Genomic DNA, 23,207 nt, shown 5'->3' with positions numbered 1-23,207 from the left:
TCGAACAGGCCCCGCGCAACGGCCACGAACTCCTCCCATAAGCATCCCGCCCTCGCGAGATTCCGCCCCGCCCACTGGCCGGCTCTCCGCCTGCCGTCACGACCAGCTCCCGCGAAACTGCGGGCGGCCGGCCTCGGCGCCATCACCGATCTGGGCTTCGTCGGCCTCGACGACAGCGGACGCTGTCGCGGCGGTGATCACCGGTTACAAGGCCGCCGTAACCACCCTGACGCACGGCCAGAAGCTGTCCGACAAGGCACTGGCCGCAGTCCGGACGCCAGTCGAGTACGGCTTGGTTCGAGCGACTCCCCCACCAGGGCTGTCACTCCACCGACCGTAGGCGTGGCACACCCGCTACTCGTCGTGCGGTCCTTTGTCACCCGCTCATTGGCGGCGCAAATGCAAAGCTCCCTGCAGGCGGTCTGATCGGTTCTCCGCAGGCGGACACGGGATGTCCCCGCTGATGGAGGCGTGATCCCTCTTGCCCGTCCAGACCACACAGCCTGTTTGTCTTGGACGGTGTGGAGAGCAAAAAGGAGATCATGGAGATTCTTGAGGCGTACGACCTCACGGGCCGTTGCCGTACGGCGGCCGAGCCGGCCGGGTGCGACCACTGAGCAGCGATCGCCTGCGGACGGCGCTGCTGGTCACCGACGCCGTCACGCTGGCCATCGCCGCCTTGGAGCGGGCTCCTGGGGACGCGGAGGGATGCGCAGCTGGGTGTCGGTGCTGGCGCATGCCGAGATGGACTGCGGCCATCGGACATCCCCCCACTTGGGCGGTGCAGATCGACATCTCTGGGCGGATCGACGGCACCGCAGAGGTTCACCGAATGATCGGGCTGCTGCTTGAGCATGAAGGCGTGGCAACGGACGACTACACCACCCACCCATGGACCCTGCCGGACATCATGTCTGGAGCGGTGATCGACGGCCTGCGCTTCTTCGACTTTCGCGGCTACCACGAACTCAACCGCGAACACGGGCGCTCCTTACTCGATCAACTCACGAGCGCAAGTTCACAGAAGCCCGCATCCGATGCTCCCTTCTCCGCCCGAACCCTGCCCAACAGGCGGCACCCTGGACAAACTCGCCTTGCTCCATACCGAACCACCCCACACACAGCAGACCGTCAACCGTCTTCTCCGACACCGCGCTTGCGGACTCGGCACCCTCGGACTCGGACACGTTCTCACTGGTCATCGACGCATCTTCCATGATCGGGAGTTACACCGAACGTCTGGGTCTGGCCCGTGGTCGGTGGTGACGTGGAGTAGCCGCCCTTGAACATGATCTTGTGGTGGATATCAACTCCCTTATGGGGACAGTGTTTTCCGCGCTTTCAGCACTGGTCGTCGAGGGCGTGACGGACGGCGGCGACGAGGTGGTCGGCGCGGTCGCCCGGGACACCGTGGATCTCCTGGGCCACGCCGACTCCGCGCGGGTGAAAGGGCGCCAGCACCCCGACTGCACGCGGCTCTTCCTGGATCTGTCCCGGGCCACCGCCCGGCGCTGGTGCGGCATGACCACGTGCGGGAACCGGCGGACGGCTCAGGTCGCCGCCCGCGGAGTCGGCGTACACCCGGTCACGCACGCCCGCGCCCCCTCAAGGGTGAGGTCGAGGATCGGAGCGAGGGTCCCTCCGAACCGGGCTCTCGCCTCCGGCGCTCGCAGCTGCCTGGGGTCGCTGCCGTCGTTGCCGAGGTAGTTGACGAAGCCGACGACGCGGAGATCGTTCAGAACGAGCCAGGCATAAGCCTGGTCCGGTTGCTCGACAGGATTCCGAAGGACGAGTCCGGAGCCGTTGAGCGGCTCGTAAGGCCCCGTCAGGTGGGATGCCACAAAGCCGTAGAGTCCCGTTGGCGCGCACCCCGGAGGGTGGAACGCGTGGCGGGTGGTGGCGAAGAAGAGGTAGTACCGCGACCGGTGGACGACGATGTGCGGCCGTTCGATCTCGTGGTTGATGCCCTCGGCCACGACGAGGGGTGGGAGAAGGATCCAGCCGTTGGATGTCGCCCGGGCGAGCGCGACGGCTCCCATGAAGTGATCGCGCCATGGGACAGAGGCGGCGACCAAAAGGTGCTCGTGCCCGTCGGCAGGGTCGCGGAACCAGCCGGGGTCGCGAAAGGCCCTGATCCGGCCTGGTCCGCCGTCCGTATCGTCGGCGGGCAGGTAGGTGTGACTGTCCGAGCGCAGGATCACGCGATGTTCGACGTGTCGTTCAAGGCGGACGGCGCCTTGACCGGTGACCAGCCTCGGTCGCGCCTCGACGACTTGCTGGCGGAACGTCCGGCGGGTTTCACCCCGGTCGCCGGCGGCGGTGTAGAAGACCGACACGGTGCCGTCGGGTCGCCGCACCGCCGACCCGGACCATTCCCGGCTGCCCGGTGATGTGCCGTCGGCGAACACGTTCCCGAGATCCGTCCAGCATCGGTCGGCCTTGCCGAGCAGCCGGATACGGGCGTGGTCGTGGCGGTGTTCGGGGTGGCCGAGGGCGGGTGCGGACAGTGCCATCCACAGTTCGCTGCCATGGATGACGGCGGTGGAGCCGTCCGCCTCCTGCACCGGCCACAGGTCCCAGATGTCGTGATCAGGCAGCACCCGGGGCGGCGGGCCGCCGACGACGGGTGCGGTGGCCGGGTGCGCGCCGTTGAGCTGGTCGAGGTGGTGCCGCGACCATCGTGCGGGGCCCGTGCGTGTCACGCCTCACCTGCCATGACCCGGGCCATGGCCATCGACGGGCTGAGCGGTTCGGCGCCGGCGGTGCGAGCGCGTGCCGCGGCACCGGGGCGGACCGCCTCGTGGACCGGCGCGGCGCTGGTCCCAGCACGTCTTCGGGAACGACCCGGAACGCCCCGGCTCGTGTCGTGGTGGAGGAACGGCATGTGGGTCACCCCTTCAACGAGCCCTGCAGCAAGGCGGATACGAACCGGCGTTGGAAGACGAGGAAGACGATCAGCGTGGGGGCCAGGATCAACAGCGATCCGGCGCACAGCAACGGTATGTCCGTTCCCCACTGGCCCTGGAAGGCGCCGAGCGCACCGGCCATGGTCCGCTTCGCGGGATCGTCCACCAGGACGACCGCCAGGAGGAACTGGTTCCAGGTCCACAGGAACAGCAGGATCGCCAAGGACGAGATCGCCGGCATGGCCAGCGGGACGTGGATACGCCAGAACAGCTGCCATACGTTCGCACCGTCGATCTGGGCGGCCTCTGACAGGTCGTCGGGCAGATTGATGAAGTGGGCGCGCATCCAGAACACGGCGAAGGGCATGAACAGGCCGATGAGCGGCAGGATGATGGCCCACCGGGTGTTGAGGACGCCCATGTCGCGCATCAGCTGGTACAGCGGCGTGATGACGCCCTCGAAGGGCAGCGTCAGACCGAGCACGAACAGCAGGAACACCACGCGGCGCCCCGCCATCCGCAAGTGCCCCAGGGCGAACCCGGCCAGCGTGCCCAGCAGCAGCGCGGCCGGCACCACACCGAGCACGATGAGTACGCTCGACCACAGCAGGTCGGCCATGTGGGCCGCCCGGAACGCGTCGGCGAAATTGCCCCACTGCGGCTTGCTCGGCCAGTCCAGGCCCGGCGGATAGGTGCCGGAGGGGTGCAGGGCGGTGACGAACAGGCTGACGAACGGCACCAGCGTGACTGCCATCAACAGGACGAGGAACAGCCGACCGGTCCACGCTTCGCGACGGCCCAGGATCACAGCTCCTCCTTCGTCAGCCGCTGGACGGGGAGGATGCAGACGAGGACGAGGGCCATGAGCACCACCGCCAGCGCGGAGGCCACGCCCACCTGCCGGTCGGAGAAGGCCTGGTAGTAGATCTCCAGGCCGGGAACCATCGTCGCGTTCCCCGGACCACCCTGGGTGGCGATGTAGATGATGTCGAAGCTGGCGAGGGCCGCGATCACGGTGACGGTGACGCAGACACCGATCTCCTGGCGCAGACTCGGCACCGTGATGGAGAAGAACTCGCGCACCGGGCCGGCGCCGTCGATCCGCGCGGCCTCGTAGAGCGCCGGATCGATCTTGCTCATGCCGGCGAGGAGCAGCAGCGTGCACAGACCCAGCAGCACCCAGGCGCCGATCACCCCGACCGCCGGCAGGGCGGTGGTGAAGTCGCCGAGCCAGGCCCGGGCCACGCCGTCCAGGCCGACGTACCCGAGGAACTGGTTGACCAGGCCGGTCGAGGACAGCAGCCAGCTCCACGCGATCCCTGCGGCGACGAGCGGGATGACTTGCGGGATGAACAGCACGGTCCGAGCGACGAGCGCCAGCCGGCTGGTGGCGATGCGCCGGATCGTCGAGGCGATCGCCAGCCCCAGAAGCACCGGGATCGCGCTGAAGAAGAGGATCAGCTTGAACGCGTTGAGGATCGTGCCAAAGAGCTTGGCATCGGTGAAGACCGTCGTGTAGTTGTCCACTCCCACCCAGGTGGAGGGCCCGACGCCGTCCCACTGGTAGAGCGAGTACTCGAACGTGAGGACGATCGGCCACAGCACGAACACCGCATACGCCGCGAGGGCGGGGGCGACGAACAGCCAGCCGACCCACCAACGGGTGCGCAGCCCGGGCCGCCGGGTCGGATCTGCCGCCCCCGGTGCGGCGGACAGACCGGCGCCGGCCCGAACACCGGCGGATCCCACGGGCGAGTCCAGTATCTGGTGTGCCACCGGCTCAGCCCCCGACCTGGCTCTCGTAGTCACCCTGCACCGTCTCCAGCAAGCGCTCGGGAGACTGCTTGCCCGCGAACAGCCTCTGCAGTTGCGGAGTCCAACTCTTGGCATAGATCGACCCGGTGGCATTGGCGATGAAGTCCATGGCGCCGTTGTCCTTCGATATCCGGGCGCCCGCCGCGAGTGTCTGAGCGGTGACCGTGCTCTTCTTCACCTCGGGCATGTAGGCATCCGGGAGACCCATGGGGTGGGAACCACCGACCTCCACGGCGATCTTGCGGGCACGCTTGTCGGTCGCCACCCAGTCGAGGAAGTACGCCGCGTAGTCGGCGTGCTTCGCGCGCGCACTGATGCCGAAGGTCAGCGGGGCCGACATCCCGGCGAGCTTGCCGCCCTTCTCCGCCGACGGCATGAGGAAGAAGCCGGCCTTGCCGGGCATGTGCTGGTCGAGGTTCCCGGACTCCCAGTCACCGTTGAACATCAGAAGTGCGCTGCCGGCCAGGAACTTGCTCATCATCTTCGCGTAGTCCATGGCGTTGGCGTCCTTGTCGAAGTAGCCCGCCCGGATCCACCGTTCGAGGTGCCGCGCCGCCTTCAGGTTCGACGGGGTGTCGATCGTGGCCCCGGACTTCTGGAAGATCCAGTCGTTGATCGGACCGGCCGGCCCGTACGCCGCCATCAGGTTCTGCAGCGGAAACGCGAACCCGCCGGTGGCCCCGCCGTTGAACTGCACGATCGGGGTGATGCCGGCGCGTTTCGCCCTGGCGAGGAGGTCGTCGAGTTCGGCGAGCGTGGCCGGCGGGGCCGCCATCCCGATGCGGTCGGCGAGCGTCTTGTTGTAGAAGATGCCGGTCATGCTGAAATTCAGACCCATCGCATACAGTGCGCCCTCGCCGCGCGGACGCCCGCCCGGCCCCATGCGGAGCTGCTCCAGTTGGGAGGGCGGCCAGCGGTCCCATCCGAAGGCCTTCGCGTACCCGTCGAGGTTCAGCAGCAGGTCGTCCTTCACCAGCTCGGAGAGCTGAGGCAGCCGCATGAGGTCCGGTGGGTCGTCGGCCAGCACGCGGGGAGCGTTCTGGGTGATCACCGCGAACTGGTCCTCGCGAATGTCCCAGGTGACGTTCGGGTGCTGGCGCGTGAACTCGTCCGTGAGCTTCTTCGGCATGGGAAAGCCGGTCTCGAAGTAGGCCTTCATCGTCACCGGCTTGCTGCCGATGACAGGCGCCTTGGTCGAGGCGGTGCCGCCACCCGACGCCTTCGGACCACTGCCACCCGGGCCGCCACAGCCGGCAGCCGCTGTCCCGGCCAGGGCAAGCAGCCCGGCCACCGCTTCACGACGGGTGATAGAACGCGTCATTGCGTACCTCTGTAGTTCGGGGACGACCGGTGGACACCCGATCCGAGACGTTTGCTAACTCGTGTTAGCTCCGGTAGTGTCACGCCCGCCCCAGACTGTGTCAAGGCTCTTCACCCGACTCGAAACCGATGGAGGTCTCAGGTGAGCCCACGACGGGTCACGATGGCCGATGTCGCCCGGCATGCCGGTGTCTCACGCACCACGGCCTCCCTGGTGCTCTCCGGACGAGGCCGTGAGTTGCGGATCTCCCAGAGCGTCGAGCAGCGCGTCCTCAAGGCCGCCGAGGAGCTGGAGTACCGGCCCGACATCGTCTCAGTCGGCCTGCGCACGGGCATGACCCGCACCATCGGGTTCGTCTCCGACACAGTCGCCACCTCGCGACTGGCCGGCGACATGATCAAGGGTGCGCTGGAGGCCGCGCGGGAGCGCGGCGTGATGCTGTTCATCGGCGAGACCGAAGGGGAACCCGACCTGGAACGCGGTCTGCTGCAGGCCATGCAGGACCGCCGGGTCGACGGCATCATCCTCGCCTCGATGTTCACCCGGACCCTCAAGGTGCCCGCGGCCCTCACCGACGGCCCCGCCGTGCTGCTCAACGCGCTGCCCAAGCACCCTTCTGCGCTCCCCTCAGTCGTTCCCGACGAGGTCGAGGCCGGCCGCGCTGCCGCCCGGGTACTGCTCGACTGCGGCCACCGCACGGGCATCCACCTCATCGGCGCCGGTCCCCGCAAGCGCGACGTGCCCCCCGGGGCCCTCGCCGGAGTCGAGCGGCTCACCGGCATCCGCGAAGCGTTCGGCCAGGCAGGGGTCAAGATCGCCGGCTGCCACGTCTGCCCCGACTGGCAGCCGGAGTACGGCTACGACGCCACACACCAAGTCCTGCAACAGACCAGGCCGCAGGCACTGATCTGCCTCAACGACCGGATCGCCCTCGGCGCCTACCAGGCCCTCGACAGCTTCGGGCTGAAGGTACCCGACGACGTATCCGTCGTCTCCTTCGACGACCACCCCATCGCCTCCTGGATCCGGCCCAAGCTCACCACCATCGCCCTCCCGCACTACGAACTCGGCCGCACGGCCGTCGACGTGCTGTTCACCGAGATCGGCCGGCAGCATGCAGAACCCGACCGTGAGCACTCCGTGTACCGGGTGCCCATGCCGGTGCGCATCCGCGACTCCGTCGCCTCGCCTGACGCCTGAACACCCGGCCCGGCAAGCACGGGGAGCACGCCTCCAAAGGAGCTGTTGCGCGCCCTCCATGCGGAACTGCCGCCCTACATGGTGCCTCGCCATGCCGCTCTTCTGGACGAACTGCCGCCGAAGTCGACCGGGAACCGATCGGCAAGCCGTCGCCACGCTGCTCACCCATCGGCCCCGCAGGCCGCTTCGATCATGGTGTCCCCTCCTGGTCCTTCCCGGGTGACCGCGACGGCGTCATGGATGCCCGGTTGCCCGCGCAGGGCGGCTTGGACTCATCGGTGAGCCCCGGCCGGCCTCGGCGGGGCTCACCTGGCTTCGGTGGCGTTTTCCCGCCGTCGCTCGTAGGTCCACACCGCCAGCCGGGACCGGGAGGGCAGGCCGAGTTTGGTGAGGATGCGTTCGACGTGGTTCTCGGCGGTGCGCTGGGCGATCACGAGGCGGGCGGCGATCTGCTTGTTGGTCAGGCCCTCCGCGACCAGGTCCGCGACCTGCCATTCCCGCCGGGTGAGCGGCGGGACCGAGCCGAGGCTCCTGACCGCGGGCGGCGATTCGTCGAGTACGTGCGCCAGCGCTTGGGCGACCGTGGCGTCGGCGCCCCGCCGGAAGACCCGGTCGAAGTCGGCGGGACCGAGCCGCGCGCGCACCCGTTCCTCGAACCGGCGACGCTCGTCCCGCATGAACGGCGCGGTGCTGAGCGTGCCTCCGATCGACTCCCACAGCAGGTGCAGGACACCGAGCAGCCGGGCCGCGTGCCGGGGTTCGTCGGCTGTGGTCCAGGCGAGGACCTCCACACACATGGCGATGTCCCACCAGTCCTGGAAGGGCTGGATGAGGCGGATGGCCCGGCGGGCCAGCGCGGCCGCCTCCCGGGTGTCACCGGTCCGTCGGGCCAGCAGGCTGCCGGCGAACAGGGCCATCCCCCGCAGCCAGGACTCGCCGTGCGCTTCGGCAACCGCCTCCATCTCCTGCCACAGCCGTGCGGCCCGCTGTGTGTCGCCCGCGTGGGCGTGGACGATGGCGAGTTTGACCGTGCACTCCACAGCCGCGTCGAGATGGCCCGTCGTACGGAACGCGGTGGACGCCTCCTCGAACAGCTCGGCGGCGCGCGTGTAGTCCTCCTGCCAGGTGGCGAGTACGGCACGGTGGTGCTGGACCCAGGAGGCCGCGTACACATCGCCGCGGCGCCCGGCGGCCGTCGCGGACTCGTCCAGGGTGGTGAGTGTCGCGGCGTCCACCTGGCCCTGCAGGATGCCCAGGTAGGCGTAGGTGCCCAGGGCCAGCGCGTAGAGGGGGGCGGTGTCGGCGTCCGCGGCAGCCAGCAGGCGGGCCAGCCAGCGGCGGCCCTCGGTGAGGGAGCCGGCCGTGATCCAGTAGTGCCGCGGCACGGCCGCGAGGGCCAGCCCGGCGGCCGTCTCGCCGGGCTGCTCCAGGCAGTACTCCAACGCTTCCCGCAGATTGGCGTGGTCGAGCCGCAGCCGGGTGAACCACTCCACCTGCTGGGGGCCGAACCACTCGTCCCGGGCCCGTGCGGTCAAGCCGAGGCAGTGGTCGCGATGCCGGCGGCGCAACACGGCCAGCTGCCCTGACGCGGCGAGGCATTCGCGCCCGTACTCCCGTACGGTCTCCAGCATCTGGTAGCGGGAGCGGCCGTCGGACTGGCGGTGGATCAGCACCGACTTCTCCACCAGCCCGTCGAGGGCGTCGAGCAGCGCGGCCCGCGGCAGGGAGGCGTCGGTGCAGACTCCCTCGACGCCTTCCAGGTCGAAGCCTCCGCGGAACACCGAGGCCCGCGCCCACAGGGTGCGTTCTTCGGGGCTGCACAGGGCGTGGCTCCAGCCGATCAGTTCCCGCAGGGTGCGCTGCCGGGGTACGGCGGTGCGGCTGCCCGTGGTCAGGAGGGCGAAGCGGTCGGTGAGCCGGTCGAGGATCTCCTGGGGGGTGAGGGTGCGCAGCCGGGCGGCGGCCAGTTCGATCGCGAACGGCAGCCCGTCCAGGCGGTGCACGAGCCGGGCGACCGTCTCGGCGTTCGCCTCGGTGACGGTGAACCCCGGGGACACGGCGGCGCCGCGTTCGGCGAAGAGGACGACGGCCGGGCAGGCGAGGAGGTCGCCGAGGGGGCGCCGGTCGTCGGGGGCCACGACGGGCAGCGGCTCGACGGGGAAGACCTGTTCACCGGTGACACCGAGCACCTGACGGCTGGTCGCCAGGACGCGCAGCCTGGGTGCGGCGCGCAGCAGCACGTCGGCGAGTCGGGCGCAGGAGTCGACGAGGTGTTCGCAGTTGTCGAGGACCAGCAGCGCCTGTCTGTCGCGCAGATGGGCCGCCAGCGCGTGCGTCGCGCCGGCCGGGTCCCGGCCGGGGTTGGCCAGGCCGAGCCCGGTGCCGACGCTCTGCGCCAGCAGGTCGGCCTCCCGCAGGTCCGCGAGTTCGACGATGTGGACGCCGTCGGGGAAATCCCGGGCCGTGTCGCGAGCGGCCCGCAGCGCGAGCCGTGTCTTGCCCACGCCGCCGACACCGGTCAGCGTGACCAGCCGAGCTCTCGACAGCAGCCGTACGATCCGGGCGGTCTCGGCGCGCCGGCCTACCAGCGTGGTCAGTTCGGCGCTCAGGCCCCCTGCCGTCGTCACGACTGCTCCCCGTCCCATGTTCGATCACTGTATCGGCTGGTGGTTTGAGTATTCCTCCCCTGTTCCCGCCGCGAGGCCGCGCCGAGACTCGTCGCCAGACAGTGCTGCGGATCTTGCGAGGTGGGTGTGTCGACAGGGCCTGAACAGGCGGAACGGCTGGGCGGACTGGTGCGGTCCTACCGGGGTGGTCCGGCCCGGCGCCCGCTGGGGGCCATGACCTTCGCGGTCATCGTCTTCGTCGTGCTGTGCACCATGTGGGGCGACTACTCCTCGGACGGGGGGTTCCTGACCGCGTTCGCCGTCGTCATCGTGGTCATGGCGGTGTGCGTGACGCTCATCGTGCGCAACGTCCGGACCTGGGTCCATCTGTACGAGGAGGGCTTCCGGATCGAGCGGCCGGGGCGGCGGCCCCTCGACCTGGCCTGGCGGGAGATCGCCTCGGTCGGAACCCAGCGGACCCGGGTCTTCACGAACTTCTCCCACTCGCACGACGTGCTCAAGACGGTGTTCGTGCCCTACGCGGGCAAGCGGATCCGGTTCCGGGCGATGGACTTCTTCGTCGTCACGCCGGGCAGGAGCCTGTGGCGTTCGCAGGCCACCGCCGAGGGCTTCGTCGACGTGGCCACCCGGCGCGTCGGCGCCGACCGGGCCGCACGCTATCTCGCCGAGTTGCGCGACGGCGGTGAAGTGCACGTGGGGCCGCTGGTGTTCACCCCGTCCGGCCTGACGGTCACCCCGTTCACCGACGTCGTCCCCTGGTCCCGGTTCAGGCTCGTCGAGGCCGGCCCGCAGGAGGGTGTGCGGCTGCGGGTGGCCGGTCTGGCCGAGCTCGTCGGCAGCACCGCCCTGTCGTCGCGGGCCGCCAAGGCGGGCTACTCCACCAAGGGCGACCTGCTCACGGTCTGGGACCTGATGCACCGTCCCGGTACGGACTATGTCGCGCTGCGCATCCTGCTCGCCCAGGCGCCGGGTCTGCCGGCCTGAGCCCAGGGGAGTTCTCGTGCCGAAAGCGGGTTCCCCGCTCGCCGCCGTGGCTCTGGTCGTGGGCCTGACCGTGGGGCTCGTCGGCTGCGGCAAGGCGGGCGGCCATGCGGCATGGCCGTCACCGGCCCTCGACACCCCCAGTCCCACGGCGACCGCTTCGGTCACCGTGGGCGCGAACTGGTGTGACGGCAAGGATCCGTACCACACCGCCGCGCACTACACCGGCCAGGGACCGCACCCGGCGGTCCTCATCCAACTGGACGACTCCAGCGGCCGATTCACCCAGAGAGCCTTCCTCGATGACTTTCCCTCTCCCTGGGCACCGCACGTGCGCAACGGCGGGGAAGACACCCAACTGGTCATCTGCACGCGCCCCCACAGGACCAGGCGCACCGTCGGCCGGTGCGCCTATGGCGTGGGGCTCCACGCGCTTCGGCGCATCGACGTCGTCGACACCTCGTATGAAGTGACCGTACGGGCGGCTGACACAGGGCGCGTCGTCACCGTCTTCGAAATGAAGGGGGACGCGAGCGCCCCGTACTCGTGCCCGTTCCTCATGCCCGAAGGGGCGGACGGCGTCCTGCGGGCACTGACCCGCACCGCGATCGTGGCCAAGCTCAGGCCGGTCCTCGCCGGCCCGGCCCGTTGATCTGCGTCGACGACGGTTGTTGAGTATTTCCCCCGTACCCGGGCATCGCGGCGACGTCCAGGATGGCTCGCATGGACCAGCAAGTACCGCCGGCCGTCCGAAGGGCCGCCGAACGCAAGGAACTCGGCCCGCCGCTCGCGGCACACCACCCGATCGTCCGCGACGTGGGCAAGTACGCCGTCGGGTGCGTGGTCTGCTGGGCGGCGGTGGTCGTGGTGATCGTCTCGTGGGCGAGCGGCGACGTGTTCCTGTGGAACGGCGGGCAGGTGTCGCCGGTGCTCGTCCTCGCCCTCATGGTGCTGATCGCCGCCGGCGTGAGCCTGCAACTGGCGTCGGCCGTGCGGGAGCGCCGGTCCGCCCCGTCGGCGTACGTCTTCGCGGGCGGGCTTGTCGTCTGGGGCAGTGCCGTGGGACTGGTGCTGAACGTGCGCTGGGAGGAGCTGTCCGGCATCCGGGTGATCGAGGAGTCGGCACCGAACCTGGCCGGTGTCACCTCGGTCGCGCGACGTAGCTATGTGCTGTACGGCCAGGACGGAAAGGATGGAGAGGACTGGCTGATCCGGCACGAGTTCCGGCACAGCGCCGACTTCGTCGACCTGGTGAACGCGGCGCTGGACGACTTCCCGGCCGAGCCCTGACCCGCGACGCCGACCGAAGAGGAGCCCACGACGCGCCGTGCCACGCCCTGTCCGGCGGCACCCGGCCCACGTACCGCCGTCTGGCCCGGGGTGCCCGTGCGAACCGGTGCGGCGGACGGGCTCCTACGCGTCCGCGGTGGGCCGGGAGGAACCGGCGGGCCCACCGCTCAGGTACTGGTGCGCAGCGTCGAGTACATCCCGGGACAGGGCGGCGTCGTCGGCTGCGCGGGCGAGGAGGACGGCGCCGACGAGAGTGGACAGTTCGGCGAGCGCGGTGGCCCGGCCCGCGCCGGGGTCGTCCGAGGGGCCGTCCAGCCGCTGAAGTCCTTCGACGAGATCGCGCAGGCCCGCCGTGAACGCGGCGCGTACCGGGCTGCCGGGCTCGGCGCGCACCGCGTCGGCGGCGAGAGCCGCCGCGGGACAGCCGTCGGCCGGGTTGTCGCGGTGCAGGTCGGAGAGGTACGCCGTGAGGAAGGCGTCCCGGGCCGAGTGGCCGGCCCGGTCCGCGCCGGCGGTTGGGGACCGGTCGGTGAACTGGTCCATGGCCTGTCGACGCTCGGTGAACGCCGCCGCGAGCGCCTGGGCGACCAGGTCCTCCTTGGAGGAGAAGTGCCGGTAGAAGCCGCCGTGGGTCAGTCCGGCGGCGGCCATGGCCTGCGGGACGCTGACCTGGTCGGCGCCTTTCTCGCGGATCAGCCGGGCGGTGCTGTCGATCACCTGCTTCCGGTGCTGCTCGGCCACGGCTCGTGACATACGGGGCATGGGCTGCCCTCTCCTTTCTTCCGGCCTGCGAGGACTGCCGGGCTGGTGGCGCCGGGAACTGCTCGCTCCACCTTCCCACTGCCGCGCTTTCTGTTTCCCCATCCGTTTAGATGATGATAATAATCTAAACGCTGGTCGCCCGAACACAGCGAGAGGGACACGCATGACCACCATCAAAGGTTCTGTCGCCCTGGTCACCGGAGGCAGGCGAGGCATCGGCAAGGCGTATGTCGAAGAACTGCTGGCCAGAGGCGCGAAGAAGGTCTACGCCACCAGCCGCGAGCCCACCCCGAGTCACCACGCGCGGGTCGAGGTCCTGCCACTCGACGTCACCGACGACGACTCGGTGGCAACCCTCGCCGAACGCGCCGGGGACGTGAACCTGGTCGTCAACAACGCAGGTGTCCTGTACCCGGCCCCGCTGCTCACCGCCGATCTGCGGCAGGTCATGGCCATGTTCGACACCAACGTCTTCGGCCCGCTGCGGATCGCCCAGGCATTCGCCCCGGTGCTGGCCCGCCACGGCGGCGGCGTGCTGGTCGACATGCATTCACTGCTGTCCTGGGGCGCCGGGGGCGCCGCCTACGGCGCCTCCAAGGCCGCCCTGTGGTCCCTGACGAACTCCCTGCGCATCGAACTCGCCGCGCAGCGCACCCGGGTCGTCGGCGTGCACCTGGGCTTCGCCGACACCGACATGGTCGCCGCCCTCCCCGTTCCCAAGATGTCCGCCTCCGATGTCGCCCGTATCGCTCTGGACGGCGTCGAGCGGGGCGACAACGAGGTCCTCGTGGACGACGCCACCCGCGAGATCAAGGCCGCTCTCGCCGGTCCGGTCGAGGGCCTCACCATCCCCATCGGCCACTGACCCTCCGCGCCTTCATCCCTTCCCACCCGGCTTGGAGAACCACATGCCGCTCTGGCACATCCACCACCCGCCCGGCGCCTACACGCCGCAGCAGAAGCAGCAACTCGCCGAAGACGTCACCGGCTTCTACACCCGCATCGGGTTGCCGAAGTTCTACGTCATCACCCTCTTCCACGAGATCGACGAGAACTCCTTCTACGTCGGCGGCGAGCCCTCGCGGACGTCCGTACGCATCGTGATCGAGCACATCGCCCGGCACTCCAAGGACCCGGCCATCCGCAGGCTGACCGGCGAAAACCTCGCCCGCCTGCTCGCCCCCCACACCACCGAACGCGGCCTGTACTGCGAGTTCCACATCGACGAAACACCCCAGGACCTGTGGATGATGGACGGCATGGCGCCACCGCCCGCACAGAGCGAGACCGAACGACTCTGGGCCCGGGAGAACCGCCCGATCCCCTACTGACGGGCACGGCTCACCCGCACAGCGGCCGACCGTCGCAGTCCCGGCAGCGTGAAAGTGAGCCAATGCCTGCTTCGGCTTGGGGATAGCTCAACCTGAGCGACCGGTCGCGATGATGTGCCTGACGCACATCGCTGTGGCAGCTGAGCTGGAGCTTTGGGCGTCCGCAGGCTGTGGCAGAGCAGTCACTCGGTGGAAGCCACACCTTGCCTGACCGCGGCGGTGGCGTCGCCAGTGCTGTGACCGGGAGGGTTCACGGTGATCGAAGGCGGCTCGCGGGACGGGCGCCCGCGAAACGGCTGGTATTACTGGGACATGCAGGAAGAGATTGCACGCTCCGCGATCGACACGTTCATCTCCGCGTTCAACGCCTCGGACGACAGCTATGTGACTGCTCTGCTCTCCCAGGCTCTGACCTCGGACGTGGTCTTCTGGGGGCCGTTGGGTCGCAGCGAAGGAATCGCGGCGGTCGAGCGGTTCGTGCTGGACATCCGGCGCCACCCAGCGGGGACCGGCACGATGGTGCGCTGCTCGGCGGTGGACATGCCTGACGAGTGGGCCCGGTACCAGTGGGTCTTCACCACGCCGGATGGAGGTCCCCGTCTGGCGGGAACGGACGTCGTCCATCTGCGGCGGAGCCTCATCGACCAAGTCATCGTCTTTGCAGGGGAGATCGAACCGTCCGCCTCCTGAGACATCCCTCCGTCGCCGTCCTTCTGCTGACCTTGCCCCCTCGCCGACCAAGTAGCAGCCAGGGAAGTAGCGCACTCCCTGGGTCCGGTGACAGGTGGCGGGCAGCCGGTCGGGACGCCCCTGCTCAGCCCGGCCCGAACCCGCGCTGGGACGGATGCCGAGCGGGCCGAACTCGTCGAAGACGAAGACCCGCTCCGGGAAGCGGTGGATGACGCCCCGCACGGTGTCCTCGTCGGCCTGCACCAACTGGGCAATCACCAGCACCCGGTTACCGCCGACCGAGGCCAGCAGCATCATCGCGCGCCGATAACCCACCGAATCAGCACTACCCCGGCGCACGATCTGCTGCAGCTTCTACCCCTCCTGACCGGTCAAGCTGCGCACACAGACAGGCTCAGCCACCGCGCCTCCGGCGGTCGGATCGGACGTCACCGCACATCCAACCGCCACGACCACCAACCCGGTGAGCCTTCTCGGTCAGAGCAATGACATGTAGGAGCGGTCTGTCAAGGGTCAGTGTTCAGCGGCGTCCGGGGCAGGGGTCGCGGGCGCTGTTGGTGTGCCTGGGTCCGGTCGGTGCCTGGTGACGCGCGTGTGGTCTCGACGCGTGGTCCATGCTGATCAACGCGGGTTGGGTACCGCAGGACGGGCGGTTCGGCGTGCATGGGCGAGGGCGCCTGCCACCCCACGTGTCTCCCCGCTCTACCCGCCCTGGCCCGTCGCCTTGCCCGCCACGGCGGCGGCCGCGCGGACGAAGGCGGCCAGGGCTGGGGAGGTGGCGTGCTCGGGCCAGGCGAGGACGAGCGTGGTGGGCTCGGCATCATCGACTGGGACAGCGACCAGGTCGTCGCGAAGCTGGCCGCGGATGGAGGAGGGGAGGACGGCGACCATGCGGCGCAAGGCGATGAGGTGGAGAAGCTGCCCAAGGTCGTGGACCTCGGGTCCGTGTGAGCCACCCTCAGATGCGCCCGGCCAGCGCGGCAGGGGCTCCCCGGCGAGGTCGTTCAGGCAGACCCGGGTACGGCCCGCGAGGCGATGCGAACGCGACATCACGAGAAGTTGAGTCTCGGTCAGGAGGTCCTGGGTGTCCAGGCCGGTGAGGTCGTGGTGGGGGCAGTGAAGCAGGGCGGCGTCGGCACGACCCTCCCGCAGGAGGATCTCACGCTCGCCGAAGCTGCACACCAGCTCGACCGGCAGCGCACCCGGCTCAGCCTGATAGGCGTCGAGGATCGCGGGCAGCAGGCCACCGTCGCCGCCCGGCTTGATGACCAGGACCAGACGCGGGTCGGCTCGGCCGGCCCGCCGGGTGCGGCGCGCCGCGGCCGACGCGGCGTCGAGCACCGTACGGCTCTCGCGGAGCAGGACGGCCCCCGCCTCGGTCAGTGCGAGCCGGCGACTGCCACGTTCCAACAGGGCTACGCCCAGCCGTCGTTCGAGCTGCTGAATGGCGCGGGAGAGCGGCGGTTGGGCCATCCCCAGCCGGGCGGCCGCCCGACCGAAGTGCAGTTCTTCGGCGACAGCGGTGAAGTAGACGAGCTCGCGGACCTCCAGTCTTTCCATACCCGCACGGTATCGCTGCCTACCTGATCGGTGTTGGAACTCCCGGCCACCCCCGTGGTGGGCTGAACGCATGACAGAAACCACGACCGCCCTGGTCACCGGTGCCAACAAGGGCATCGGGCGCGAGGTCGCAGCCCGGCTCGCCTCGCTCGGCATGAACGTCCTGCTGGCCTCGCGCGACCCGCACCGCGGTGCGGCAGCCGCAGCCGACCTGGGCCCGCGGGTGTACCCGGTCACCCTGGACGTCACCGACCGCGCCAGCGTCCTATCCGCCGCCCGCTGGATCGAGGAGCGCTTTGGCCGGCTGGACATCCTGGTCAACAACGCCGGCATCTCTGGCGACCTCGCCGCCCAGAGCCCTGGCAGTGTCGAACTGCCCGCTGTACGCGAGGTGTTCGAGACCAACGTGTTCGGCGTGATCAGCGTGACCACCACGATGCTGCCGCTGCTCGCCCGCTCCCCCGCCGCCCGGATCGTCAATGTCAGCAGTGGACTGGGTTCCATCGCCCGGATGACCGATCCCGAGGACTACTTCGCAACCCGGCCCCCGTTGGCCGCGTACGTCCCGTCCAAGACCGCACTCAACTCGCTGACCGTGCAGTACGCCAAGGAACTGCGCAGCCGCAACATCCTGGTCAACGCCGCCGATCCGGGGCCGTGTGCGACCGACCTCACCACCGCGTTCCCCGGCCTCACCCGCACCGCGGCCGACGGCGCGGTCGTGGTCGTCCGGCTCGCCACGCTGCCCGATGACGGGCCGACCGGCGGCTTCTTCGACGAGCACGGCCCGGTTCCCTGGTGAGCTGCCTGTCCGGGAACCGACGGACGGGGTGGTCGGGGTCAGCCCGGACGGGATGGGCGAGCCGAAGACCGCGTCGGCGCCCGACGGGCCGCAGCGCCCGGGTTACCCGCCGGACCGCCCCGGCAACAGCCGACGGAAGGGTGGCGGACCGTCAGGCAGCCTTGGCCGGGTACTCGGTCCAGGTGCGGATGGGTGAGTCGGGGGCAAAGCTGCTCCTCGGTTCGGCGCGGGCATTTCGCCGACGCACGCAGGCGCCGATGGCGGCGTTCTGTCCGCCATGGCTGCGGTGGTCGGTGCCGTTGAGGGTGAAGTAGCGCAGGGCGGCGAACTCGGACTCGATCCCCGTCGGCCACGGTCCGTAGGTCGGCAGGAAGACCAGCTCAATGTCGTTCGCCGCGGCCCACACGCAGACGTTCGGGTGCTTGTGAGGGGAGAAGCTGTCCCGGACGACGCAGAGCTTCTCGCCGGGCCAGCGGATGCGCAGGGACTTGAATAGGGACAGGTACTCGCACCACCGTTTGCGGGGCCGGACGCGGTAGCACACATGTTGCCGGTGGCCAGGTCGAGGACGGCAAGCATGTGCATCACGCCGTCGTAGCGGTTGTAGGTGGCCCGCAGACGACGTGGTGAGCGGTGCGGGCGCCATGCCTTGCTTTTGCGGGGCATGAGGCTGAGCGGCCCGAACTCGTCCACACAGACCACCCGGCCGTCGGTCGGCGGGGAGCCGCAGAGCGCCAGGATCCGGTGCGTCTTGGCGATGAAGTCTGAGCCGTTCGAGGACTTCCAGGTCGTGCTGGTCTGCCAGGAGACCCTGCCCTCGCGCAGTAGTCGTCGCAGTGTCTCGCGGCTGACGGCGGGGACCACGTTCTGCTTGACCAGGTGTTCGCCGAGCTTGGTCGGGCTCCAGGTGGAGAACGCGGAGATCTTCCGGTCGGCGGGGGACGTCCGGGCGATCAGGCAGATGTGCTCACGCACCTGGCTGCTGATCATCCTGGGGCGACCCCCGCTCCATTTGGGTCCAGCGCCTCGAACCCCTGCTCGTTGAAGGCGTGGATGACGTCTCGCACATAGTCGGCGCTGACCTGCCTCAACGAGGTGATGTCCGGAACCGACTGCCCCTGCGCGGACATCATCACCACCATCGCCCGCCACAGCCGCACCGCATCCTTCGCGGTCCGGCTGCTCCGCTGTAGCCGCGCCCTTCCTCCATGCTTACCGGCCGGACGCCCCCCGGACGACGTCCCACGGCCACCTCCACCATCACAACGCGGAAGCAGCCTGCCGCGCAACGAACGGAAGATCAATGACCCGACCAAGGATCCGAGCCAAGCCACTAGATTGCGGTGAATCCGCCGTCAGCGGCGACCACGGCTCCCGTGACGAAACTGGACCGGGGCGAGGCGAGGAAGCACAGGACCTCGGCGATCTCCTCGGGCTGCGCCACTCGTCCCAGGGGCTGCGCGGCGGCGAAGGACGCCAAGTAGGCACGACTGTCGGGGCGGATCGTGTCGAGGAAGTCCGTTTCGATGACGCCCGCGGCCACGAGGTTGGCGCGGATGCCCAGCGGGCCGCCCTCGACGGCGAGCACTTTGGTCAGCTGGGCCAGAGCGCCCTTCGACGCACTGTAGGCGACACCTTCGGGCAGGGCGACGGTGGAGGCGTACGAGCCGGTGCTGACGATGGCGCCGCCGCCGCGGCTCTTCATGGCCCGGAACGCCTCGCGGGCGCAGAAGAAGGAGCCGCGGGCGTTGACCGCCATCACGGTGTCCCAGTCCTCTGCCGTGGTTTCGGTGACGAGCTTGTTCTGGGTGCGCCCGGCATTGTTCACGAGGATGTCCAGTCCGCCGAAGGCGTCCAGGGCCGTTGCCACCGCGCGGTGGGCGGTCTCCTCCTGGGTGATGTCACCGTTCGTCGCGACGACGCCGGGGAACTCTTCCGCCAGGTTCGTGACGTCGGGGCGAAGGTCGAGGGCGACGACCCGAGCCCCGCGGGCGTGAAGGAGCGCCACGGTCTCCCGGCCCACCCCTCGCGCGGCTCCGGTGACGAGGGCGATCTTCCCAGCGAACTCGGTGGATTCGGATGTTGCGGCGGATGCGATGGCAGGTGTCATGGTGCAGTCCCGGGAGAAGGTGAGGGTGAGTGCAGGCGGCCGGTGCAGGGCCTTCTGGAGTGCCGCGCAGTGGTGTGGTGTGCTGATCTGGTGGGCCGCGCCCTTGACGCATCCACGGCAGGCGGCACGTGGACGTCGTACGGCTGGGTTGTTCAGTGCGCGGTGAGCCCGCCGTCGACCACCAGTTCCGCGCCGGTGATGAACGAGGATTCGCCGCTGGCCAGGAAGAGGATCGCGGGTGCGATCTCCTCGGCGCGGCCGGCTCGCCGCATGGGGGTGCGCTGGATGTCCGGCTGCTGGTCGCCCTGGTCGTCCAGAAGATCTTGGATCATGGGGGTAGCGATCACCCCAGGGTGCAGTGAGTTGATCCGTACTCCCTGCCGGGCGTACTCGACTGCGGCGGTCTTGCTCAACAGGCGCACGGCTCCCTTGGACGCCTGGTAGGCCGCAGCCGCACCGCTTCCCACCAGGCCGAGTACGGACGACGTATTGATCACCGACGCGTTGCCGCTCGCACGCAGGAGCGGCATCGCCGCCTTCATGCCAAGCCATGTGCCTTTCTGGTTCACGTCGATGACGCGGTCCCAGTCCTCTTCCCGCGTGTCTTCGATACCTGGCCAGTCGAGGATGCCGGCGAGGTTCACGAGCACGTCCAGCGTTCCGAACCGGTCGCGTACGACGGCGATCACTTCGTCCCACTCCCGCGCGGAGGAGACATCGAGGCGGGCGGCAACGACGTCCGCGCCGCGTGCCCCGATCCGGTGGGACAGCTCCCTCAGGGGGCCTTCGGCGATATCGGTGATCACGAGCCGGGCGCCTTCGCGGGCGAAGAGTTCGGCGGTCGCTGTGCCGAGGCCGCCGGTCGCGCCCGTGATCAGCGCGACCTTCCCGTCAAGTCGTCGTCCTGTCATGGATATGCTCCTCAATTCTCGTTGCTGTCGACTGACTGGCTGCTGTATCGGGCCCTCTTCGTCGGCCGAGGGCGGATTCGCCTTCCGGCGCCAGGACAGCCGTGGCCCGGCCTTCTCTACGACCGGTTTCGCTCCCGGTAGAGCACGAGGTGCTCGTGATAGAGCACTCCGTCCCGGATGTCGCCCGTGGCGGTGAAGCCCGTGTCGTCGACGTAGTCCAGGTGGCTGCCGGTCACCGTGTACCGGCCGGTGTACGCGCTGGCCCGCTCGCCGCGGGCCTCGTCGTAGCGGCCGTCCGGCAGCAGTTCCTGCCGGATGTGACCATCCGCGGTCACCCACATCCCGACGACGTCGACGTGGTCGTCCTCAACGCTCCCGGCCATGGCGGGCTCCTTTCCTCGAACGGTGCGGTCCTTCCCGCACCACCGAGTCTGCGCAGGTCAGCGGCCATCAACCAGGACGTGTGCTGCCGGGGTGCAGCACACCCAGGCACCACACCGAGCCGCCGCCTAGCCTGCATACATGGACGACAACCACCTGGGAGACTTCCTGCGCACATGCCGCGCCGGCCTGCGGCCGGAGGACGTCGGCATGACGAGTTACGGGGCCCGCAGAGTCGCCGGACTGCGCCGCGAGGAGGTCGCCGTCCTGGCCGGAGTGAACGCCGACTACTACGCCCGCCTGGAACAGGGCCGCGAGCGCAACCCCTCACCACAGGTGATCGACGCACTCAGCCGCGCGCTGCGCCTCGACGCGGACGCACGCGCGCACCTGTACCGGCTAGCCGGGGCCACGCCGAACGACCGGCCCTCCGCTCACGCCGTCGAACGAGTCAGCTCTTCACTGCGACAGCTGATGGACGGCTACCCGAACACTCCAGCGTTCGTCATGAGCCGGACCCTGGACCTCCTCGCCGTCAACGCCCTGGCCGACGCCCTCTACGCCCCGTTCGAGCCGGCGGACAACTTGGCCCGCATGACCTTCCTCGACACCGCGGGCCACAGCTTCTACACGGACTGGGACCGGGCAGCACAGGCCACCGTCGCCAACCTTCGCGAGGCAACCGGATTCGACCCGGACAACCCACGGCTACGTGAACTCGTCCGCACCCTCACTGAGCACAGCGCGGACTTCACCCGCCTCTGGAACGCCCACACCGTGCGCGGCAAGACTCAGGACGCCAAACGCTTCCTCCACCCGGACGTCGGCCCCCTCACCCTCACCTACCAGGCTTTCGACGTACGCGACGCCCCCGGCCAGCAGCTCGTCATCTACCACGCCGAACCAGGCAGCCCCAGTGCCCAGTCCCTCAATCTGCTCGGTTCCATCCACGCCACCCGGCACCGGCCCGCCCCCCGGCCGCACCGCTGATCAGCCGACGGAACACGGAGAGAGGTCGGCCACAGTGCCCGGTCGACTTCGCCCCCCGAGTAGCAGCGGCAGTACGAGTTCTCCGGTGCTGCGGTTGCGTCGGATCAGCAACTGCTGGCTTCCGGGCCGGGGGTCGGTGACGTCGATGACGGCCCGGTCGTAGAAGCGGTGGCCTTTGGCTCCGACCCCTGCGGACAGCTTCTGCCAGGCCCTCTTGGGCACCTTCCTGGCCAGCGTGTCCGCGCGGTCCCGGCGCTTGTGCTGGCTTCGGGCGAGCAGGATGTTGCCGGTGCCGCGTTCCTCCAGCGCGGCCGCAGCCTCGGGTTGCCGCCGTAGACCTCGTCTCCCGCGCCCCATGCGGCCCGGTGGCCGGCGTCCAGGAATCGGGTGACCATGCAGGCGGCCGGCTCTGGCTTGGTCGCGAACTCCCTCTTGTCACCGAGTCCGGCGGCCCGGCAGCGGTCGGGGTCGCAGGTCCGGGAACGCGGAACATAGGGTTCCCCGTCGATCGCCGCGTGCCCCTTGCGGGGTCGAGTAGGCGGGGTAAACGGCTACCTGGCTGTTCTCGACGCGTCCGGCGGTGCCGGTGTACTGGCGCTGGACACCGACAGTGCCGGTGGCCTTCTTCACGTCGCCGGTCTCGTCGACCACCAGCACAGCCTCGTCGTCGTGCAGATGCTCCACCACGTAGTCACGCACGTCGTCGCGTGCCACTTGGCCCGCCCGAGCAGGTGCTGCATGCCGTCCGGGGTCCTGCCCCCGGCCCACTCGGCGATGGTCCAGCAGTTCTTGCGCGGCAGGTCCGACAGCAGGCCGAGTACCAACTTCCGGGCTCGGCGCCGGAATTCGGCCCCCTGCCAGTGGGCAGGGTTTACGCTGTGACCTGCGGCCACCGCGTGATCTTCAGTCTTCACACACCGATGAACAACAGTGGCCGCACCTGTCTCCACAGCGCGTCGGGCTCGCGCAGCGCCTGTCTGCCGTCCTGTGTCTGGAGGACTTGTGCAACGTGGCGAAGTCTGGTGGGTCCAGTTCGACGAGCGGAGGCTGGTCGTACTGCTGTCGGGAGACGACACGTCCGGGATCCGGGTGATGCAGGTCGTCGCTCCGGCGGGCGTCGACATTAGCGGTCTGGGCATCGAAGTGATGGTGGGCGCCGGTGACGGAGTGCCGTTCGAAGGCGTGCTGCGGCTCGCGTTCCCGCGTCCAGGCTTCACCCCTTGCACGTGGCTGACCACTGTGTCACGGGACGACCTGATAGAGCGGGCGGCCGTCCTTTCCTCGGCGAAGCTCAGCGAGATCGACGATGCCCTCCGTCTCGGTGAACTCGGGTAGAGGAGCCGACGGCGTGGGCGGTCTCGGCCAGATGGTCGACGCTGTCCAACTGTCGCCTCGGCGCCCCTCACCATCGAGATCACGATCTACAGCTGGAGTACTATTACTCCAGCCGGACTTCTGTATTTCTGCTGGTCAACGGCCTAGCGGTGGGGAGTGTAGCGGGAGTTCGGCATGGGTGTGGCGGTATTGGGC

Annotated in this window: 22 protein-coding genes and 4 pseudogenes; 11 read left to right on the top strand and 15 right to left on the bottom strand. The window is 69.4% G+C overall.

All coding sequences use genetic code 11. The features are described from left to right. Positions 1 to 1,410 precede the first annotated feature (1,410 nt). Positions 1,411 to 1,707, top strand: a complete 297-nt coding sequence (locus tag ACYF6T_RS37910) for a CGNR zinc finger domain-containing protein (protein WP_461702390.1) — start codon at positions 1,411 to 1,413, stop codon at positions 1,705 to 1,707. Here ACYF6T_RS37910 and ACYF6T_RS37905 read toward each other — a convergent pair. From ACYF6T_RS37905 to ACYF6T_RS37890, 4 genes and pseudogenes are all read right to left on the bottom strand, one after another. Continuing rightward, positions 1,596 to 2,702 (bottom strand): annotated as a pseudogene (locus tag ACYF6T_RS37905) (glycoside hydrolase family 68 protein); the annotation flags it as partial. The gene ACYF6T_RS37910 and the pseudogene ACYF6T_RS37905 overlap by 112 nt on opposite strands. A 187-nt stretch (positions 2,703 to 2,889) precedes the next feature. Continuing rightward, positions 2,890 to 3,714 carry a carbohydrate ABC transporter permease gene (locus ACYF6T_RS37900; protein ID WP_461702361.1) on the bottom strand — a complete coding sequence of 275 codons (825 nt, stop codon included), beginning with the start codon at positions 3,712 to 3,714 and terminating at the stop codon, positions 2,890 to 2,892. Next, entirely contained in the window at positions 3,711 to 4,682 is a 972-nt protein-coding gene (locus ACYF6T_RS37895; RefSeq protein WP_461702360.1) for a carbohydrate ABC transporter permease, read from the bottom strand. Before ACYF6T_RS37895 ends, ACYF6T_RS37900 begins: the two co-directional genes overlap by 4 nt. 4 nt (positions 4,683 to 4,686) lie before the next feature. Continuing rightward, the gene (locus ACYF6T_RS37890; RefSeq protein WP_461702359.1) at positions 4,687 to 6,042 is read right to left on the bottom strand and encodes an ABC transporter substrate-binding protein; all 1,356 of its coding nucleotides are present in this window, start codon (positions 6,040 to 6,042) and stop codon (positions 4,687 to 4,689) included. A 141-nt stretch (positions 6,043 to 6,183) separates the two neighbouring features. Here ACYF6T_RS37890 and ACYF6T_RS37885 point away from each other — a divergent pair, with 141 nt between their 5' ends. Beyond that, complete coding sequence (locus ACYF6T_RS37885) at positions 6,184 to 7,242, top strand: LacI family DNA-binding transcriptional regulator (RefSeq protein ID WP_461702358.1); 1,059 nt, start codon at positions 6,184 to 6,186, stop codon at positions 7,240 to 7,242. Between the two features lie 305 nt (positions 7,243 to 7,547). On the opposite strand, the gene ACYF6T_RS37880 is transcribed toward ACYF6T_RS37885, so the two are convergent. Beyond that, positions 7,548 to 9,869 (bottom strand): ATP-binding protein, encoded by a 2,322-nt coding sequence (locus tag ACYF6T_RS37880; RefSeq protein ID WP_461702357.1) that lies wholly within the window; start codon positions 9,867 to 9,869, stop codon positions 7,548 to 7,550. 126 nt (positions 9,870 to 9,995) lie between these two features. On the opposite strand from ACYF6T_RS37880, the gene ACYF6T_RS37875 reads away from it, so the two are divergent. The 3 genes from ACYF6T_RS37875 (at position 9,996) to ACYF6T_RS37865 (ending at position 12,140) form a co-directional block, all read left to right on the top strand. Further along, positions 9,996 to 10,853, top strand: a complete 858-nt coding sequence (locus tag ACYF6T_RS37875) for a hypothetical protein (RefSeq protein ID WP_461702355.1) — start codon at positions 9,996 to 9,998, stop codon at positions 10,851 to 10,853. A gap of 16 nt (positions 10,854 to 10,869) precedes the next feature. Then, positions 10,870 to 11,502 carry a hypothetical protein gene (locus ACYF6T_RS37870; RefSeq protein WP_461702354.1) on the top strand — a complete coding sequence of 211 codons (633 nt, stop codon included), beginning with the start codon at positions 10,870 to 10,872 and terminating at the stop codon, positions 11,500 to 11,502. Between the two features lie 71 nt (positions 11,503 to 11,573). Continuing rightward, entirely contained in the window at positions 11,574 to 12,140 is a 567-nt protein-coding gene (locus ACYF6T_RS37865) for a hypothetical protein (RefSeq protein WP_461702353.1), read from the top strand. Between the two features lie 123 nt (positions 12,141 to 12,263). Here ACYF6T_RS37865 and ACYF6T_RS37860 read toward each other — a convergent pair whose 3' ends face one another. Beyond that, on the bottom strand, positions 12,264 to 12,902 hold the full coding sequence (locus ACYF6T_RS37860) for a TetR/AcrR family transcriptional regulator (RefSeq protein ID WP_461702352.1): 639 nt from the start codon (positions 12,900 to 12,902) through the stop codon (positions 12,264 to 12,266). Between the two features lie 163 nt (positions 12,903 to 13,065). On the opposite strand from ACYF6T_RS37860, the gene ACYF6T_RS37855 reads away from it, so the two are divergent. The 3 genes from ACYF6T_RS37855 (at position 13,066) to ACYF6T_RS37845 (ending at position 14,923) form a co-directional block, all read left to right on the top strand. After that, positions 13,066 to 13,767 (top strand): SDR family oxidoreductase, encoded by a 702-nt coding sequence (locus ACYF6T_RS37855; RefSeq protein WP_461702350.1) that lies wholly within the window; start codon positions 13,066 to 13,068, stop codon positions 13,765 to 13,767. A 43-nt stretch (positions 13,768 to 13,810) separates the two neighbouring features. Next, positions 13,811 to 14,233: a tautomerase family protein gene (locus ACYF6T_RS37850; protein WP_461702348.1), complete on the top strand. Its 423-nt coding sequence runs from the start codon at positions 13,811 to 13,813 to the stop codon at positions 14,231 to 14,233. A 312-nt stretch (positions 14,234 to 14,545) separates the two neighbouring features. Beyond that, positions 14,546 to 14,923: a hypothetical protein gene (locus tag ACYF6T_RS37845; RefSeq protein ID WP_030825962.1), complete on the top strand. Its 378-nt coding sequence runs from the start codon at positions 14,546 to 14,548 to the stop codon at positions 14,921 to 14,923. 6 nt (positions 14,924 to 14,929) lie between these two features. Here ACYF6T_RS37845 and ACYF6T_RS37840 read toward each other — a convergent pair. After that, positions 14,930 to 15,274: pseudogene (locus ACYF6T_RS37840) on the bottom strand (hypothetical protein); the annotation flags it as partial. 351 nt (positions 15,275 to 15,625) lie between these two features. Next, positions 15,626 to 16,483, bottom strand: coding sequence for a LysR family transcriptional regulator (locus tag ACYF6T_RS37835; protein ID WP_461702347.1), 858 nt, complete (start codon positions 16,481 to 16,483; stop codon positions 15,626 to 15,628). A gap of 70 nt (positions 16,484 to 16,553) precedes the next feature. Between ACYF6T_RS37835 and ACYF6T_RS37830 the strand changes: the two genes are divergently transcribed. After that, entirely contained in the window at positions 16,554 to 17,285 is a 732-nt protein-coding gene (locus ACYF6T_RS37830; RefSeq protein WP_461702346.1) for an SDR family oxidoreductase, read from the top strand. A gap of 151 nt (positions 17,286 to 17,436) precedes the next feature. Here the strand turns inward: ACYF6T_RS37830 and ACYF6T_RS37825 are convergent, their stop codons facing one another. The 6 genes and pseudogenes from ACYF6T_RS37825 to ACYF6T_RS37800 all read right to left on the bottom strand — a co-directional run bounded on the left by ACYF6T_RS37825 (position 17,437) and on the right by ACYF6T_RS37800 (position 20,689). After that, on the bottom strand, positions 17,437 to 17,829 hold the full coding sequence (locus tag ACYF6T_RS37825; protein WP_461702397.1) for a hypothetical protein: 393 nt from the start codon (positions 17,827 to 17,829) through the stop codon (positions 17,437 to 17,439). 338 nt (positions 17,830 to 18,167) lie between these two features. Continuing rightward, a pseudogene (locus ACYF6T_RS37820) lies at positions 18,168 to 18,275 on the bottom strand (hypothetical protein); the annotation flags it as partial. Continuing rightward, on the bottom strand, positions 18,272 to 18,445 hold the full coding sequence (locus tag ACYF6T_RS37815; RefSeq protein ID WP_461702345.1) for a helix-turn-helix domain-containing protein: 174 nt from the start codon (positions 18,443 to 18,445) through the stop codon (positions 18,272 to 18,274). The gene ACYF6T_RS37815 and the pseudogene ACYF6T_RS37820, both read right to left, overlap by 4 nt. Before the next feature lie 173 nt (positions 18,446 to 18,618). Continuing rightward, positions 18,619 to 19,395 carry an SDR family NAD(P)-dependent oxidoreductase gene (locus ACYF6T_RS37810; protein WP_461702344.1) on the bottom strand — a complete coding sequence of 259 codons (777 nt, stop codon included), beginning with the start codon at positions 19,393 to 19,395 and terminating at the stop codon, positions 18,619 to 18,621. Between the two features lie 152 nt (positions 19,396 to 19,547). Beyond that, positions 19,548 to 20,306 carry an SDR family NAD(P)-dependent oxidoreductase gene (locus tag ACYF6T_RS37805; RefSeq protein WP_461702342.1) on the bottom strand — a complete coding sequence of 253 codons (759 nt, stop codon included), beginning with the start codon at positions 20,304 to 20,306 and terminating at the stop codon, positions 19,548 to 19,550. A 116-nt stretch (positions 20,307 to 20,422) separates the two neighbouring features. Beyond that, positions 20,423 to 20,689, bottom strand: coding sequence for an Atu4866 domain-containing protein (locus ACYF6T_RS37800; protein WP_461702341.1), 267 nt, complete (start codon positions 20,687 to 20,689; stop codon positions 20,423 to 20,425). Positions 20,690 to 20,828: 139 nt separating this feature from the next. Here ACYF6T_RS37800 and ACYF6T_RS37795 point away from each other — a divergent pair, with 139 nt between their 5' ends. Then, on the top strand, positions 20,829 to 21,677 hold the full coding sequence (locus tag ACYF6T_RS37795; RefSeq protein WP_461702340.1) for a helix-turn-helix transcriptional regulator: 849 nt from the start codon (positions 20,829 to 20,831) through the stop codon (positions 21,675 to 21,677). Positions 21,678 to 21,721: 44 nt separating this feature from the next. Here ACYF6T_RS37795 and ACYF6T_RS37790 read toward each other — a convergent pair. Further along, positions 21,722 to 22,570 (bottom strand): annotated as a pseudogene (locus tag ACYF6T_RS37790) (IS701 family transposase); the annotation flags it as partial. Positions 22,571 to 22,679: 109 nt separating this feature from the next. On the opposite strand from ACYF6T_RS37790, the gene ACYF6T_RS37785 reads away from it, so the two are divergent. Then, entirely contained in the window at positions 22,680 to 23,012 is a 333-nt protein-coding gene (locus ACYF6T_RS37785; protein WP_461702339.1) for a type II toxin-antitoxin system PemK/MazF family toxin, read from the top strand. Positions 23,013 to 23,207: the final 195 nt, after the last annotated feature.

Source organism: Streptomyces sp. 7R007 (assembly GCF_054850255.1).
Note: the sequence above shows the minus strand (reverse complement) of the source record. Positions and strands in the feature narration are given on the sequence as shown.